The sequence below is a fragment of the Bacillus cytotoxicus NVH 391-98 genome, assembly GCF_000017425.1.
In the GTDB taxonomy this organism is placed as follows: Bacteria; Bacillota; Bacilli; order Bacillales; family Bacillaceae_G; genus Bacillus_A; species Bacillus_A cytotoxicus.
On record NC_009674.1, the window covers coordinates 1,091,044 to 1,106,397 of the forward strand.

At 34.9% G+C, this 15,354-nt stretch carries 17 protein-coding genes and 5 pseudogenes; 15 read left to right on the forward strand and 7 right to left on the reverse strand.

The features are described 5' to 3' along the window. Positions 1–21 precede the first annotated feature (21 nt). From BCER98_RS05295 to BCER98_RS22400, 7 genes are all read left to right on the forward strand, one after another. Positions 22–351, forward strand: a complete 330-nt coding sequence (locus tag BCER98_RS05295) for a DUF485 domain-containing protein (RefSeq protein WP_011984053.1) — start codon at positions 22–24, stop codon at positions 349–351. Next, positions 341–1,891, forward strand: coding sequence for a solute symporter family protein (locus BCER98_RS05300; RefSeq protein WP_011984054.1), 1,551 nt, complete (start codon positions 341–343; stop codon positions 1,889–1,891). Before BCER98_RS05295 ends, BCER98_RS05300 begins: the two co-directional genes overlap by 11 nt. 20 nt (positions 1,892–1,911) lie before the next feature. Next, a complete protein-coding gene (locus tag BCER98_RS05305) occupies positions 1,912–2,703 on the forward strand; it encodes a fumarylacetoacetate hydrolase family protein (RefSeq protein WP_011984055.1) in 792 nt (263 codons plus the stop codon). Next, entirely contained in the window at positions 2,700–3,458 is a 759-nt protein-coding gene (locus BCER98_RS05310) for a fumarylacetoacetate hydrolase family protein (RefSeq protein WP_011984056.1), read from the forward strand. Before BCER98_RS05305 ends, BCER98_RS05310 begins: the two co-directional genes overlap by 4 nt. A gap of 72 nt (positions 3,459–3,530) precedes the next feature. Continuing rightward, complete coding sequence (locus tag BCER98_RS05315; protein ID WP_011984057.1) at positions 3,531–3,929, forward strand: 5-carboxymethyl-2-hydroxymuconate Delta-isomerase; 399 nt, start codon at positions 3,531–3,533, stop codon at positions 3,927–3,929. 318 nt (positions 3,930–4,247) lie between these two features. Continuing rightward, positions 4,248–5,360, forward strand: a complete 1,113-nt coding sequence (locus BCER98_RS05320; protein ID WP_011984058.1) for a response regulator aspartate phosphatase — start codon at positions 4,248–4,250, stop codon at positions 5,358–5,360. Next, positions 5,357–5,506 (forward strand): hypothetical protein, encoded by a 150-nt coding sequence (locus BCER98_RS22400; RefSeq protein WP_157671200.1) that lies wholly within the window; start codon positions 5,357–5,359, stop codon positions 5,504–5,506. Before BCER98_RS05320 ends, BCER98_RS22400 begins: the two co-directional genes overlap by 4 nt. A 117-nt stretch (positions 5,507–5,623) precedes the next feature. On the opposite strand, the pseudogene BCER98_RS22890 reads toward BCER98_RS22400, so the two are convergent. Beyond that, positions 5,624–6,019, reverse strand: a pseudogene (locus tag BCER98_RS22890) (transposase); the annotation flags it as partial. Positions 6,020–6,034: 15 nt separating this feature from the next. Between BCER98_RS22890 and BCER98_RS05325 the strand changes: the two are divergent. From BCER98_RS05325 to BCER98_RS05340, 4 genes and pseudogenes are all read left to right on the forward strand, one after another. Beyond that, positions 6,035–6,379, forward strand: a complete 345-nt coding sequence (locus tag BCER98_RS05325) for an NUDIX hydrolase (protein ID WP_308806023.1) — start codon at positions 6,035–6,037, stop codon at positions 6,377–6,379. A 553-nt stretch (positions 6,380–6,932) separates the two neighbouring features. Beyond that, positions 6,933–7,199, forward strand: a pseudogene (locus BCER98_RS05330) (toprim domain-containing protein); the annotation flags it as partial. A 4-nt stretch (positions 7,200–7,203) separates the two neighbouring features. Next, positions 7,204–7,410, forward strand: coding sequence for a hypothetical protein (locus BCER98_RS05335; RefSeq protein WP_041809543.1), 207 nt, complete (start codon positions 7,204–7,206; stop codon positions 7,408–7,410). Positions 7,411–8,060: 650 nt separating this feature from the next. Beyond that, a complete protein-coding gene (locus BCER98_RS05340; RefSeq protein WP_011984061.1) occupies positions 8,061–8,378 on the forward strand; it encodes a DUF3884 family protein in 318 nt (105 codons plus the stop codon). Between the two features lie 165 nt (positions 8,379–8,543). On the opposite strand, the pseudogene BCER98_RS05345 reads toward BCER98_RS05340, so the two are convergent. After that, positions 8,544–9,428 (reverse strand): annotated as a pseudogene (locus BCER98_RS05345) (IS4 family transposase). A gap of 177 nt (positions 9,429–9,605) precedes the next feature. Between BCER98_RS05345 and BCER98_RS22895 the strand changes: the two are divergent. The 3 genes from BCER98_RS22895 to BCER98_RS05360 all read left to right on the forward strand — a co-directional run bounded on the left by BCER98_RS22895 (position 9,606) and on the right by BCER98_RS05360 (position 10,843). Then, on the forward strand, positions 9,606–10,166 hold the full coding sequence (locus BCER98_RS22895; protein ID WP_011984063.1) for a pre-toxin TG domain-containing protein: 561 nt from the start codon (positions 9,606–9,608) through the stop codon (positions 10,164–10,166). Between the two features lie 67 nt (positions 10,167–10,233). Further along, complete coding sequence (locus BCER98_RS22900) at positions 10,234–10,413, forward strand: hypothetical protein (RefSeq protein ID WP_235436357.1); 180 nt, start codon at positions 10,234–10,236, stop codon at positions 10,411–10,413. 22 nt (positions 10,414–10,435) lie between these two features. Next, positions 10,436–10,843, forward strand: a complete 408-nt coding sequence (locus tag BCER98_RS05360; RefSeq protein WP_011984065.1) for a hypothetical protein — start codon at positions 10,436–10,438, stop codon at positions 10,841–10,843. 273 nt (positions 10,844–11,116) lie between these two features. On the opposite strand, the gene BCER98_RS22905 is transcribed toward BCER98_RS05360, so the two are convergent. The 5 genes and pseudogenes from BCER98_RS22905 to BCER98_RS05385 all read right to left on the reverse strand — a co-directional run bounded on the left by BCER98_RS22905 (position 11,117) and on the right by BCER98_RS05385 (position 14,798). Next, complete coding sequence (locus BCER98_RS22905; protein WP_011984066.1) at positions 11,117–11,362, reverse strand: transposase; 246 nt, start codon at positions 11,360–11,362, stop codon at positions 11,117–11,119. A 1,131-nt stretch (positions 11,363–12,493) separates the two neighbouring features. Then, a pseudogene (locus BCER98_RS05370) lies at positions 12,494–13,055 on the reverse strand (IS6 family transposase). An 86-nt stretch (positions 13,056–13,141) separates the two neighbouring features. Beyond that, positions 13,142–14,062, reverse strand: a pseudogene (locus BCER98_RS05375) (Gfo/Idh/MocA family protein). An 81-nt stretch (positions 14,063–14,143) separates the two neighbouring features. After that, entirely contained in the window at positions 14,144–14,488 is a 345-nt protein-coding gene (locus BCER98_RS05380) for a PH domain-containing protein (protein WP_041809544.1), read from the reverse strand. Positions 14,489–14,537: 49 nt separating this feature from the next. Further along, positions 14,538–14,798, reverse strand: a complete 261-nt coding sequence (locus BCER98_RS05385; protein WP_011984068.1) for a hypothetical protein — start codon at positions 14,796–14,798, stop codon at positions 14,538–14,540. A 135-nt stretch (positions 14,799–14,933) separates the two neighbouring features. Here BCER98_RS05385 and BCER98_RS20715 point away from each other — a divergent pair, with 135 nt between their 5' ends. Next, the gene (locus BCER98_RS20715; protein ID WP_011984069.1) at positions 14,934–15,188 is read left to right on the forward strand and encodes a hypothetical protein; all 255 of its coding nucleotides are present in this window, start codon (positions 14,934–14,936) and stop codon (positions 15,186–15,188) included. Positions 15,189–15,354 lie beyond the last annotated feature (166 nt).

Here is a 15,354-nt window from a genome sequence, read left to right on the forward strand (position 1 = left end):
AAAGGATGAGGTGGGTTTTATATGATAAAATCCAAAAACATAAATTACGAGGAGATTGCAAATTCAGAAAAATTTAAAGCGTTATTGCGCGAGAGAAAAAGATTTACAGTTTCTGTAACAATCTTTTTCATTTGTTTTGCGCTACTTTTACCGATTTTAACATTGGATACAGATGTATTAACAAAGCCAGCGATTGGTTCTATATCATGGGCTTGGGTATATGCCTTTGCTCAGTTTGGTATGACTATTGTCATTTGTCATCTATATGTAAAAAAAGCAGCTTACTTTGATGCATTAGCTGAGCAAGTGTTAAGGGAAGAGGCAGAGGGGAGAAAAGTAGATGGACTATAAAGTGGTAGTAATGTTTGGATTCATTGTGATTATGACGCTTGTTATTACCTATTATGCCTCGAAAAAAACAAGTAATGCGCGTTCTTTTTATACAGCTGGAGGGGGACTAAAGGGATGGCAAAATGGTTTTGCAATTGCCGGTGATTTTATGTCAGCCTCTTCTTTTTTAGGTCTTATTGGTGCGATTTCCCTTCTAGGATATGACGGATATTTTTTAATGTATGGTGCGCTTGTATCGTATTTAGTCGTTTTGCTCCTAGTGGCCGAACCGCTTCGCAATCTAGGGAAATATACATTGGCAGATATGATTACAGAGCGTTTTCAAAATAAAAAAGTGCGAGGTATTACGGCATTTAATGCCCTTACGATTTCTGTTTTTTACATGCTTGCACAGCTTGTCGCAGCGGGAGCGCTCTTTAAATTACTATTAAATATTCAATATGAAATATCTGTCGTTATTGTAGGGCTTGTTATGCTTGTATTTGTTATTTTTGGCGGTATGACAGCGACGAGCTGGGTACAAATTACGAAAGCATTTTTATTATTAGGCGGGACATTTCTCATTTTCATCATGGTAATGAGCAAATTCGATTTTAATGTTTTTCGGATTTTTGAAGAAATGAAAACAGCAACGCCCCTTCAAGAGGCTTACCTACATCCAGGTGCAAAATATACAAATGGATTAGATGCCTTTTCTTTAACGCTTGGCTTAATTCTTGGTACAGCTGGCCTTCCTCATGTTTTAAGCCGCTTTTTAACCGTTCCAAATGCAAAAGTAGCGAGAAAATCTGTTGCTTATTCCATTTGGATCATTGGCTTATTTTATATTATGGTCATCTTTTTAGGATTTGCTGCTGCAAAATTCGTTGGAGCTACAGAGATTATGAAAGCGAATCCAGCGGGAAACATGGCGGCACCATTGCTAGCCAAAATATTAGGCGGTGACATGTTATTTGCTGTTATATCAGCTGTCTCCTTTGCTACTATTCTTGCTGTCGTAGCGGGAATTGTTGTCACAGGGGCAACCGCATTCTCTCATGATTTTTATAATGAAATTATTCGAGAAGGAAAAGCGACTGAAAAGGAACAGCTTCGCATGGCGCGATTTGCTTCGATTGGCATTACAGTTTTCTCTATTATATTGGCATTGTTTGTTCAAAAAATGAATGTCGCCTTTCTTTCATCATTAGCATTAACAGTTGCAGCAAGCTCTAATTTGCCTGTCATTTTATTTACTGTATATTGGAAGCGTTTTAATATAGCAGGAGCCATTACAGGCATGCTCGTAGGTTTACTTGGCAGTATGATTCTCGTTGCGCTTAGTCCGAGTGTATGGAGTCCGAAAGTAGGAGAAGCGCTTTTTGTAGGAGAACCGTTATTTCCATTGTCTTCCCCAGGCATTGTCTCCATTCCGTTAGGATTTCTTGGAGCTTATATAGGTACAATTTTATTTGCGAAAAGAAGTAAGACGGGTAATTTTGAAGAAATATTGGTGAAGTCGAATACAGGAAGCAATGTGAAAGGTATTAGTCATCATTAAGTGAAATGAGGGAGGAAAATATGAGGAAAATACAGTTTAAATGTTATGGCCGATCCCAAATAGAAGAAGCGGAGCTACATATAACAGAAGATATGGTCATATGGAACGGAAAAGAGTATAAAAGTCACGAGCTTGCATTGGATATTCCAACTTCAGGAAATATTTACGGGACATTGCTCAATTATAAAGGAGCACTTGCCGCATTAGGAAATTCGGTACATGAATTGCCATATAAACAAGCGCCAATGGCTCCCATTTTATATATCAAACCGATAAACACAATGATTGCCCGGGGAATGCCGATTCCGTTACCGAGTGAAGAAAGGGAGTTAGAAGTTGGGGCAGCACTAGGAATTGTCATCGGAAAAAGAGCGACGAAAGTAAGGGAAGAAGAAGCGTTAACATATATTCAAGGATATACGATTGTAAATGACATCAGCATACCTCATGAAAGCGTGTATCGCCCAGCGATTAAGCAAAAAGCACGCGATGGATTTTGTCCAGTTGGCCCATGGGTGATAGAGAAAGGGGCTATTCAAAACCCAAATGATGTAAGCATTCAAGTATATGTGAACGGTATATTGCGGCAAGAAAATCATACGAAAAACTTAATTAGACCAGTGGAACGACTTATCGCAGATGTAACAGAATTTATGACTTTATATGAAGGAGATATACTGCTTGTTGGTGTCCCGGAAAATCCACCACTCGTAAAAAATGGAGACCGCATTCGAATTGAAATCGAAGGAATTGGCAGCTTAGAAAATCAAGTCGTTTTAGAAAAAGAACTTGTGAGAGGAGGAGTACGATGAAACGAGCGCGCATCGCATATGCTGGTGGGATTTACTACGCAACTGAAGTAGATGGCAAGTTGCAATTAGATGATGGACGGATGCTAGTAGAAGAGGAAGTAACATGGCTCCCACCAGTTGAGCCGCGAACAGTATTTGCCCTCGGCCTAAATTACGCAGATCACGCAAAAGAGTTATCATTTAACGCGCCAACAGAACCCCTTGTCTTCTTAAAGGGACCTAACACATTCATCGGTCACCGTGGTCAAACATATCGTCCAGAAGATGTAACATATATGCACTATGAATGTGAGCTAGCTGTTGTTATGGGAAAAACAGCTCGAGGCGTTAAGAAAGAAGAGGCATACGATTACGTCGCTGGCTATACAGTAGCGAATGACTATGCAATACGGGATTATTTAGAAAATTATTATCGTCCAAATTTGAGAGTGAAAAACCGCGATACATGTACGCCAATCGGTCCATGGATTGTCGATGCATCCGACATTGACGACCCGATGAACTTAGCGCTCCGTACATATGTGAATGGCGAGCTGACGCAAGAAGGAACAACGAAAGATATGATCTTTTCCATCCGGGACTTAATTGCCTACTTAAGTAGCTTTATGACATTAAGTAAAGGAGACATCATTTTAACAGGTACGCCAAAAGGATCCGTCGATACGAAAGTAGGAGACGAAGTCATCACCGAAATTGAAGGAATAGGCCGTCTGATCAATACCATTGTTGGGGAAGAAACGTTTTCTAAACGATAGAAATCGAGAGAGTAGCTAACAGAACGGCTACTCTTATTCTAGTAATCTATAAAAAGAAGGGGGCCTACGTCCATGCCGCATTTTATAGTCGAGTATACGGATAATATAAAAGAAGAAGCGAATATGAAAGAACTATTAAAAAAAGTAAACGATATCCTTATTTCACGAAGTGACATCTTCCCAACAGGAGGGATTCGTTCAAGAGCAATCGAATTACAAGATTACTATATCGCTGACGGACAAGAAGAGGATGCATTCGTCCATGCGACGCTTAAAATTGGAGCCGGGCGAACCACACAAGACAAAACAGAAACATGCGACCGCCTATTCAACATGATGAAAGAACACTTCGCAGACCTCGCCGCCAAACGCTACTTCGCCTTATCCATGGAACTAGCAGAATTTAACGAAGCAGGAACGTATAAGTGGAATAATATACATGAGCGGTTTCGGAGGAAAGAGAAGAAATAACAAACGATTATATCATCTTATAAAATGAAAGGCTTACGGGCTAAAAATGGACAGTAAGCCTTGTATATTTTTGCTATGTGCATATTTGTGTTGGGAAATAATGGTACCCTCTTTTGGTGACCGCTGTATAGAGCGCTTCTATATTATTTATAATTTTTCGTAGGAAGTGTAGGGGATTCTCATGCTCATTAACTTAAGGATATTTCAGGTTATAATTCTGAATATTATGTGTTTTATGGATAAAATTAAAAAAGAAGTATTGATGTGGAATTTTTTGTTAATATTAAGATGCATAATTCTGTAATAAGGAGGATTTATATGTCCGTAATCGTGAGGAATGACAGATTGATAAAACTATTGAATGATTGGTATATCGAAATTCGTTCAAGACATATCGCGAAAGCTCATAGTATGAAGGAACAGATTGATAGTTTGATTCAAGAACTAAAAGAGGAGAAACAGGAGTTATTACAGAAACAGGATTTATTACTTTATTATTCTCTGCTTGATTTTCGATATAATTATTTAATAGACAATATGAGTATATCGAAAGATAGTTTTAATCAAGTCGAATCTTTTGGAACACCAACAGATGAACGTTTATCTTATTATTATCATTTCTTTAAAGCAATTTATATGAGTGTTACAGGTAGCTATACTGAAGCAAGAGAACACTTTGATAAGGCAGAAGTCCTTTTAAAACATATTCCGGATGAGCTAGAAGAAGCTGAGTTTCATTATAAATTAGGCTCGTTTTATTATGATATATACAAAGGACTTTTATCAGTTAAACATGTTACTAAGGCAAAAGATATTTACCTTAAATTTACTGGTTATGAAACCAATATTGCTTTTTGTGAAAATATGTTAGGGCTGGCTTGTACTCATTTGAAAGAGTGGGAATTAGCTGAGGAACATTTTACAACTGCAATGGATCAATTTCAAAAAAACAATGAAGAATATTATATTTTAATGGTTCGACATAATATAGGATTATTATATGCAAGTCAAAACCTCTCAAGTCTAGCTATTCGATATTTATCTGAAGTAAATCTAAAAACATCAGGAAATTATCGAGCAATGTTTATTGAAGCACAAGAACATTTCAAGCTCAAAGAACACGAAATAGCAGGGGAACTGATTAAAAAAGGGTTACAAATTTGTAATGCATTGGAACATGAGGAATATCAACATCGTTTTATGATTTTGGATGCTAGGAACAAAAATGTTTCTGCTGAAGAGTTTGAAAAAATTGTATTAGCAGGAAATGAGTATTTTGAAAGAGAAGAATTATATACGTATATGTATGAATCTACGGAGGCTTTAGCGATTAAGTTCTATAAAGAGGATAATCACACAAAAGCAAGTAAGTATTTTTATTTAAGTACACAAGCAAGAAAGAAAGTATTTGATAAGGGGGCACTAAAATGAAGAAAATGATAGGTAGTATAATGGGAAGTATGATGGTTTTAACTTTAACGTTCGGGATACACACATTAGTAGAAAAACCGCAATATGCAGACGGTAATCATCATAAAATGATGTTGATTCAATATGCAGATGGGAATCATCATTAATATTTGTACACGTTTTAGGTCTTCTAAAAAAAGGGAGACCTCCTTCGATAACTTCGGGTTTAAAACGTTAAATAGAGCTGACTTCGTGTAGAAGTCAGCTACTTAAATTATTACAATATTTTTCCCTGGTTCTATTTGAACATTGAGGAATTTTTCACTATGTAAATCATATTCTAGCTGAATCTTAATGCCGGCTGTTTTTGCACATTCTCCTGAACCAGAATAATATAGAAGCCAAATGATAAATGATTAGGAACTTGAAAAATAGTAGCATCTAAAATACATATACGTTGAAAATAATAAGTGTACTAGTTAGGGGGGAGACAAATCGTTTAGTTGTCTTTTAACTAAAAGGGAAAATACAACCTATAGAAATAAAACAGCGTATCGGTTAAAACGTTGGTTAAGCATAAGTGTAGCTGTATTGGCATAAAGTTGAAATGAGAGAATTGCTTGCTACATGTGACTAATACAGATACATAAAGCAGCTAACTCTCGTGCACCATACTTACTAATAAAATTGGATTAATTAAAAGAATTAGGGATGGTTCTGTATATTATGTTTTTCCTGGTGGTGGAATTGAAGATAGTGAAACACCAGAAGAGGCAACAATGAGGGAAGCCATAGAGGAATTGGGTGTTGAAGTTAAAGTTAAAGAATGTATTGCGAAAGTTGAATTTAATGGTACACAATACTTTTTCCTGACTGAAATCATTAAAGGAAACTTTGGTACTGGTGAAGGTGCGGAGTTCACTGACATAAATAGAAACAGATGTTCATATTTGCCAATGTGGGTAGATATAGAAATGCTATCATCTATAGATGTAAAGCCTAAAGAAGTTGCTTTAAAGGTGCAAGCCTTATTCAAGTAATAAGTGTATTGGTAAAATAACGGTGGTTGCTACAACTGTTAAAATCTAGTGCACCTTTTCATGAAATTAAACACTTTTTACTATTGCACATGCAGAACATTTACGACATATCAAACAACTTTTCATTAGAACAAGAAAGTATATCAAGAGTTCCTGCCTTAGCATATATTTTAACTTAAGAAATTGCTGTTTATAAAAAAGAAATGTGAACACTTTGATACGTAGGCATTACAAATGCTTTGAAGGGTATTGTTGATTTACAAAAATCGTAGCAATGTTTATCGTTAAGTATTCTTATATTATTCGGGGGGAAATCAAAACAAGAGATGTATTGGAATTCATCAATCTTTATATTATTTATAGGTTTAAATGTGTTTAAATCGAACAATAGATGTTTAGAGGTCTTATTGAGCTACAATTCTATTTGTATATAAATAGAGGGAATGTTATCATATAAAGTAATCCAATACTAAAAAATCATATTGCAAAAGGACATACCTACGCATAACCATAGCGTGGGTGTGTCCTTTTTTTGTTTAAGGAGGAAAAAGTTGTGGGGAAAACGTTATTTATTGCGGAAAAACCGAAAGTTGCCAATGAAATTATGAAATTGCCGCGATTCCATCACTCACAAAAGTACATTAGTAGCAAACCTTATTATGAAAATAATCATTATATTGTCAGTTGGTGCCGTGGGCATCTGCTGGAACTAAAAAATCCGGAAGAGATGGATCCAATGTATAAAGTGTTTAAGTTAGAGCATTTACCCTTAATTTATCAGCCAGATTATAAAGTGAAACAAGAAAAAGCTGAACAATTGTAGATTGTCAACCAAATTTGACCCACCTACTACCAATCGTTGTCGCATCAGTCCAGCTCAAGGGTATCGTGAATCTATTATTCGTCTTGAAAAAGAGGGAAAAACACTTAAAACGATTGATCCACTTATCCGTAAGAAGGGGGATAACGGCACCTTTTCAGCTATGCGCACACTTGTTGAAAGGGATAAGGCGCAAACAGAAACATGCTAATCCCCCATCTCCTACCTATCAAATAGCTAGAAAACGTCTTGCCAGATAGTTTTGGATTCATCCGAATCATCTGAATACCTCAGAAAGAAGGGATTTAGAGCGATGTTTCAAAAAATATCCTAATCTCCAAACTGTTTATGAAGTCATACAAGAGTATCGTACAATGATAAAACAATCTGATTATGAAGGATTTTTGCAATGGCTAAGAAAACAACTTTCCCATAAAGAACAACCCTTTTATCCATATGCCGTCATTTACGCAACGATTTACAAGCCGTGAAGCATGCCTTTATTCTTCCCTATAGTAATGGCGTGTTAGAAGGGCAGGTAAATCGCTTGAAATCAATCAAACGAATGTTGTATGGGCGAGCTGGTTTAGCTATATTGCAAAAGTGCATGTTATATAAACTCTGATTTATTATTTTGAAAGAATAAAATTTTATACGGTAACAACGTTATATGAGATTTCACCAAATCTGCGTAAGAATCACTTTGATATTGCAAAAAACAGTTGATAAAGTTGAATGGACACCTGACAAGGGAACGGTTATAAAAGAATTTAATGACCTTTTACATAAGTATAAGTAGTCATAGTATAATAATATTAAGGGTTTTTCACCCAAAAATATACTAATTAGGAGGAAGCCATTATGTTCAAAAAGAAAATTTTTAATGCAATAAATAAGATCGATAATGTTTTAGTACCTAAAATTTATCAGGTGAAATTTGAGAATAATCCCTCTATTAAACTAGAAGACTACCCTGATTTATATGAATTAGGTGAATGGTTGAGTTATTCTACTAAAAGTTGGGGATGTCATTCTAAACTAAATAAAGTAGAATTTGAGAATGAATTTTTTACAATAACAAATTTAACTGAAAATGAAGTGAAGATTACTTATGGAGGGGAAGGAATGAATCCCTTTTTTCCAGGTTGGCGACAATCTGTCAATGAAAAAAAAGACTAAATTTATTTTTAATATTTCCATCATTAGTGTCGCGTAAAAGTGTTTTGAATGTTCCGTTTCTTGTTTTTTTCCATAAAAAGCAAAACAAAGATACTTTAACAGAGGTAGTAAACATCCATTTTTTTACTAAAACCTTCGACTCGTTTAGCAGAAACATAAAAAGTTTTATGGAACGCTCTTTCCTTGGATTTTACGTTGCCAAATGTGTGCAGGGTTCCATAACGACGCTTTTAAAAAGCGACTGATTTGCAAATAGGTTCGCTTACTTTGCGAAGACAACTGAGCTAGCACATGTAAACAGTACACAATCATTGCAATGTATATTTGATTGTGCACCGCTTGTTCGTTCTGACCGTAAAACTTCTTGATGTTCAAATGTTGTTTCATCCATTTGAAAAACAATTCTATGGCCCAGCGTGACTTATGTAACTCAGCGATTTCGTCCGCGCCCAAATCAAATCGATTCGTCAGTAAATGTAGTTCATTTCCTTTTGAATCGAGTACCTTGATGAAACGAAATGCGTTTTCAGAACGATTTTGTGTCGTGCCAATCCCAATCACAATCATTTCATCCGAGATCACAGCGGCTTTTTTCGGGAAAGAGAATTTCTCAATCACCTGTGTCACCGCATTTTTACGTAATCGTGAGACAAAAAAGTAACCTTTATCCGTCATATGGTCGAATCGCTCATAATCTAAGTAGCCGCTGTCAAACACATACATGCATTCTTTGTCATCTACGAATACCCTTTTTCCATAAAGACAAGCCGTAAATGAAGCTTCACTCCTGATTTTGTTCGACGACATTCCGCTCATTGATGCTTTTTCGGTGGTGTTCTGCAATTCTTCTGAGAAGATGCAAGCACTCAACGCAAGTAAACTCTCGGTTTCATGGAGTTGTGCATACAGAAGTAATTTCATAAATGAAGCCATATGAAGTTTCTTTGTATAGTGGTTTAAATGATGCTTTTTCACCTGTTCTTCAAATAATGAAGTAGAAATTGGTGAAAGCCATTGTTTAAATGATGTTTTTCGTGTAATCTTCTCCATGAGATGTCCTTTGTTTTGGATTTGGACAGGTTACTACCGCCAAGCCATTATAAAGGATTTTTTTATGAGTTTTATAATAAAAGAAAATTCAGATTAATATTCCAGGTTGCATTAGTTTAATGCGACGCTAGTGAAGTTTTATATGTAATAAATTCCTCTTTTTCACTATCAGTTAAGTTGCCGCTTAAAAAAGCAGGAGCACCATTACATGAACTAACTGTAAAAGTCGACGGGATATATAATAGCGTTTCCGCACATATGGTAGAAGCACAGAAACCATTCTCAACCACTTATACAGATATGATGTCAGGATTAGATGTAGCTAATAATATTATGGGGGCTGCGAATAAATTAGCAAGTCATAAGGTTGATATTCCTGCTGCTACACGTAATATAGGGAATATTGACTTAAGAAATAGTTTGCGAGATTTTGGAGTACCTCCAGAAAAAATGGAAGCGTATCTGGCCGAAGAAAAGAAGACAAATGAACAAATATCATTTATGCTCGATATTACGCCTGGCGTTGGTGCAATAAAAGAAGGCACACAAATGATAATGGGAAAAAATCCTTTAACAAAAGAACAATATGGACTTGATGATTATGCATGGGGTACATTGGCGGTTGTTTCAGGTGGTACATCAAAAGTTGTCGGTCGAGTTTTTGGCAAAGTTGGAGATCTTGAGAAGAAAGCGAACAACCTAGAGAAGGCTGCTAAAAATATAAAATATGAAATATGAAGTGAAAATATTAGGAAGAGGCTCTACAGGTCGAACAACTGCCAAATCTTTAGAGGAGCAACTAGCAATGAAAGAAGTTAAGTCCAATCCTCTAGGAAAGCCAATTCCCAAAATAGTAATGACAGATCCTCGTTGGCCTCATGAAGAAGGATGGGTTAAAATGGCTCAAAATGTGAATGGAGTAGAAATACACTATGCTAAAAACACAAAAACAGGTGAATTTGATGATTTTAAATTTACAAACTAAACAAGAAGTAAGGGGATAAAGAATGAAGGTAATATGTATAAATAACAAATGTAATCAATTTTCAGACAAACGATTAAAGCAAGGTTATACACATGACATGATTTTAAATTTAGAAGTAAGAAAAGAATATGTGGTTTATGGTATGAGCTTATCAAATGGAGAATTAGATTATCAACTTTTAGGAGAAAATGAGAATATGCCATCATGGTATCCAGCAGAATTATTTAATGTTTCAGATCCTTTACAACCGTTAGAATGGTATTTTGCAGATCATAGACACATAAAAGAGACAACAATAGATTATATATGGGGCTATAAAGAATTAGCCTTAGAAGATTCACATGCCTTTGGTTTAATAGAAAGGGAGAAAAAAGATATGGAAATATTTTTAAAACGCAAGGCAGAAATTGATGAATTTATGGAACTATAATGTCCAAATTTCTTTGATGTGTGGTTAAATAAAAGCAATGTAACTTAGCTAAACCGTAGGAATAAACAATTTCTACAGTTTTATTATCGAATATTTTTCTAGAATAGCCTCTCATTCCCAGAATCATTTCCGTACTCCTACGGGATTTGTGACCGTCAAGTAAAATTGGTTCTTCCGCACTTTTGGTGAGGATCTATATGTCCCCATGTAAAGAGATTTGGATATTTTTTTAGGAAAACATTTTCCCTACAAAGTTATTAACACTCTTTGTGTTTATAGTTTGCTACTCGCACGTCCATACATCATTCGTTTGATTGTTTTAAGTCGATTAATATGTCCTTCTGTTATGCCGTTACTAAATGAAAGAGAACATGCTGCAGTAATTGCTTTTACGTCTTTCTCCGCATAATTTATAAACGTTCGAATGGCGGGAAATGGAATATCTTTATATGTTATAAGCCAATTTGCTAAGCCTTCAGCTCGTTTTTCACGAACAATAGATAGGAAATCTTGAATCATGCGATGAACTTTTTTCAGCTCAGGAAACTCTGTTCAAAATGTTTCTGGTATGCTATTTTTCCACTCTTCATATTCTACCTCACTCCACATAGACCGTAAGAGATGTGATCGAGATACTGTGAGCATAGTTTTACCTAATCCTTGCTCTCTTCGTATTTTAGCAACACATGTATTTAGGGTAGAGCGTGATCCTTTATATCCTATTTTCCTTAGGAGTTCTTCCATTTCGTCAACAGTCTTCTCTTCCGTACTATAGGAATTAGTCTGTCAGACTGTATATAATCTATTTTCTTCCAATCTGCAGGGACATGTTGGTTTAGTGATTCTTTCAATGCATCAAATAGCCCTTTCAGAGTATATGCCACTGTTGGGCATGAGGAAGTGCTTCGGAAATGGTGGGAAAGATAGTGTTAAAACAATTGTTCGGAAAATTGTGAGATAAAATTTTAAAAGTACTAAATAATGAACCCGTCCAAGAATTATTGTGGGAAGTGTTAATGAAAATCATTAAGGTTACAAGAGATAATTAGGATAAAAAGAAAAAGGAAGAAAAAAGAAGAATCGATCGCAAAATGAACAGGCATTTAACTAATTACGCTTTTAATCCCTACGTGTAACCTTATGTTTGAAGGCGCAAGTGTTGGACGAGATGGAAGGGAATTGTATACGAAAAAAGAAACCGCCTTCGATTACGGAGGCGGTTTCTTTTTATTTAGTAGTAGATGGAAGTGTAAGGTTGCTCGTTGGTTTCAAAATCTACTTATTAAAAAACTTCGGGTCTAAATCACTAGATAATACTCTACGTTTTAAAGTATATAAGTCGTTTGGAAGGTATTTGTATTACTGCGGATATACGTACTTAATTTCGTTGATAATTTTCTAGGGAAAACGACTATAAAATACGGAGTAATTGATTTAAAGCGAAAAAAGACCACCCTTTCAGGCCATGCCCATCAACTTAAGAATGGAAACAAAGTGTACTTTCATTTTTTGGGGAAAGCATTCCTAAAATAGAAGCATACTCTTAATAATATGCATACATAAAATGGGTCTGGTGCAAAGGTAAAATGAAAACCAGTAAAACGCACATATTCCTAACAGAATTGTATTTTATGCTACAAGTTCAAACAATCAATGGATGAATTCTTTCTGATTTTGAACAGACTGTTCTCGTAAATCTTTTTATCATATGCATAGCTTCTACTCCAGAAAGAATGGATGTAGCTGTGTCAAAGATTTGAACCCTAGCATAGAACGGATTCGTTTCTTTATAAAGCGATGATCTTGTTCTACTGTTATAACACGAGGCTTTGAAACATGAAAAGACTGCAAAGCTTTCTTGAAAAAACACTTTGCGCCTTATGATTTCTTGTTTTACTTAAATAAAAATCAATTGTATTTCCTTTTGAATCAACAGCACGATATAGGTACATCCATTGACCTTCACATACGTCTCATCAACTCGCCAAGAATCATTGGTTTTCTTAAAATGACACCTTAATCGCTCATCTAATTTAGGGCCATATTGATGAACCCATCGCATAATCGTTGTGTGAGCAATTGATAATCCTCTTTCCTTCATCATCTTCACCAAGTTACGGAAGCTCAAATTGTACCGTAGGTACCACCTTACTGTTAATAAGATTAGTTTAGGTTGATAACGCTTATATTTGAATAAATTTTCCTTTTCCATACTGATCACGCTCCTTTTTTAGAGTCATACTGTCAGTATGGAAAAGCATGATAGATTTCTTGCACCAGAACCGTTTTTTTGTGAATTTATTCCTTATTCTGTAATAGTTGATGAACAAGTAATTGGGATTTTAGTCCTTCTATTCCATTAATACATGGTTGTATATCATTTTGAATACAACGAATAAAATGATATACGGCGTCTTCAAAACCTTTTTGTTTTAATATACTATCCCATGAAGGAGTATATTCAGTGGATAATATACCTGCACGTTCAATCTCTAATGTATTTAGGTTTTTTACTTGAACTAAAGCGCCTTCTGTTAAGAAGTTTAATAACTCTACGTTTGTTCCAGCTTTCCTATGCATAGTCGTACAAAATGAAGTACCATCAGATGTTTTAAATATATGATTTGCATATAAAAGATGATTTTCAGTATTCACGTTAATGGTACCATTTAACACATAGAGGTCATCATTCCCTAACCAACGTATTGTATCAACTAAATGCAAATAATCATCTATCATTGTAAATTCATATGAATAAGGACCAACACTATCTATCCTATGTTTTTCAATACGTATTAAGGAGGCTTTTTTAGCTTCTTGTTTGGCTTTTATATACATTGGTGAAAAACGGCGATTAAATCCTACCATGATTTTTCTTCCAGTTTTTTCACTAAGTTCAACTAGCTTTTCAGCATCTGAGATAGTTGCCGCTAGAGGTTTATCAACATATACATCTTTTCCCATGTTAAGAAGAGTAGAAACTACTTCAAAGTGTGAATCGGTAGAACTATGTACAAATATAGCATCACATTCTCGAGCAAGTAATGTTATATTATTAAAATCTTGTATGCGATATTGCTTGCAAATCCTCTTACATTTTTCTTTATTAGGGGAAAATGCACCTATAAAATCTCAATCTATTTCTTTTGATAAGATAGGTAAATATGCTTTTTGAGAAATATCCCCTAAACCTACCATTCCGATTCTTAAATTCCTCATAATAAATCATCCATCCTTTAAGTGTTTATAAACTTAAATTAAAATCTTAAATTAACGAATATTATTTATAGATTAACATTGTTAAATAAATTTTGGAATAAAGGTAGCCTTAGTTTTAATAATTTCTCTAAATTTCTTTACACCACCCATTTGAATCCATTTAGCTTTAATAAAGTCATCAACATACCTAAACATTATTTTATCATCTGATGCTACGAAGTATGTTTTTTTATAAGAAAATCCTTCCATTATTGCAGGAAATAATGGAGGATTTGTATAAAATATAATTTTTTTATCCGTAGCAATAAAAAATCCATATTTATAAGGAAATCCTAAAGTATCTATTTCATATAATCCATTTGTATATGCTAGAATTTTTTCTCCACATTCTAAATATTGATTGATACAAGTAGGAAGTTTATCCATTGAAACCCTCTCTTTATGGTAATTCAGAAACATAAATTGATTACAAATTTTAAAATTTAATTAAAATAGCAGCTTTATCATCAGAAATTTTTAAGCGAGATATTTTTTTTCGCTGAACATCTTCATCTTCAAATTTGTTTAGTTTTTCTAGGTACGAAGATAATCCATTTTCTATAACTTCCCTTATAAAAATGAAAGTATTTTCATTTTCACTATCACTATATTTAAGAGGATAAATTCCATCAGTAAAGAGAATAAGATGAGTTAAACCTTGTCTAGAAATCTTTCCACTTTCTAAGAATTTGTACAAATTTGGATCTCCATTGACAATGAACTGTACCCCGAATCATGGACACTAAAAAAAATCCGTGATTCGGGGCTTTTGTGTACCTTTATAAGCAAACCTCGTGATAATGGATCCAACGATAGAAGTGAGGTACGGAACATGAGTAAAATGATTTTTAATGAACGACAAAGGAAACAACTAGAAAAGAATGAAAATGTGGTAAAAGTATCAGAACGTTCGATTCGCTATTGCCCAGATTTTAAAGTAAGAGCTGTGAAAGAAAATCAACAAGGAAAAGGACCCAATCAAATTTTCTTAGAAAATGGGTTCGATTTAGAGATGATCGGTGAAAAGAAACCAAACCAATGTTTAAAGCGTTGGAGAAAAACATATGAACAATTTGGGGAGGAATGATTTTATACAGAGCGTCGCGGAAAAGGAAGTACGAGGCGCCCTTTTTCCAAACTACTCTCTTCTGCTGACAAGCTAAAGAAAGCAGAAGAGAGTATTGCGTTTCTGGAGGCAGAACTGGAATTCTTAAAAAGTTAGACGAACTCGAAAGGCAGGCGTTACAGAAGAA

Bases quoted from the DNA above. Each gene is read 5' to 3' on its own strand.
- BCER98_RS05315 (WP_011984057.1), top strand. From the start codon at position 3,531: ATGCCGCATTTTATAGTCGAGTATACGGATAATATAAAAGAAGAAGCG.
- BCER98_RS22400 (WP_157671200.1), top strand. From the start codon at position 5,357: ATGAAGAAAATGATAGGTAGTATAATGGGAAGTATGATGGTTTTAACT.
- BCER98_RS05380 (WP_041809544.1), bottom strand. From the start codon at position 14,488: ATGGATAAACTTCCTACTTGTATCAATCAATATTTAGAATGTGGAGAA.
- BCER98_RS05300 (WP_011984054.1), top strand. From the start codon at position 341: ATGGACTATAAAGTGGTAGTAATGTTTGGATTCATTGTGATTATGACG.
- BCER98_RS22905 (WP_011984066.1), bottom strand. From the start codon at position 11,362: ATGATTCAAGATTTCCTATCTATTGTTCGTGAAAAACGAGCTGAAGGC.
- BCER98_RS05305 (WP_011984055.1), top strand. From the start codon at position 1,912: ATGAGGAAAATACAGTTTAAATGTTATGGCCGATCCCAAATAGAAGAA.
- BCER98_RS20715 (WP_011984069.1), top strand. From the start codon at position 14,934: ATGAGTAAAATGATTTTTAATGAACGACAAAGGAAACAACTAGAAAAG.
- BCER98_RS05320 (WP_011984058.1), top strand. From the start codon at position 4,248: ATGTCCGTAATCGTGAGGAATGACAGATTGATAAAACTATTGAATGAT.
- BCER98_RS05295 (WP_011984053.1), top strand. From the start codon at position 22: ATGATAAAATCCAAAAACATAAATTACGAGGAGATTGCAAATTCAGAA.
- BCER98_RS05310 (WP_011984056.1), top strand. From the start codon at position 2,700: ATGAAACGAGCGCGCATCGCATATGCTGGTGGGATTTACTACGCAACT.
- BCER98_RS05360 (WP_011984065.1), top strand. From the start codon at position 10,436: ATGAAGGTAATATGTATAAATAACAAATGTAATCAATTTTCAGACAAA.
- BCER98_RS05340 (WP_011984061.1), top strand. From the start codon at position 8,061: ATGTTCAAAAAGAAAATTTTTAATGCAATAAATAAGATCGATAATGTT.
- BCER98_RS22900 (WP_235436357.1), top strand. From the start codon at position 10,234: ATGAAAGAAGTTAAGTCCAATCCTCTAGGAAAGCCAATTCCCAAAATA.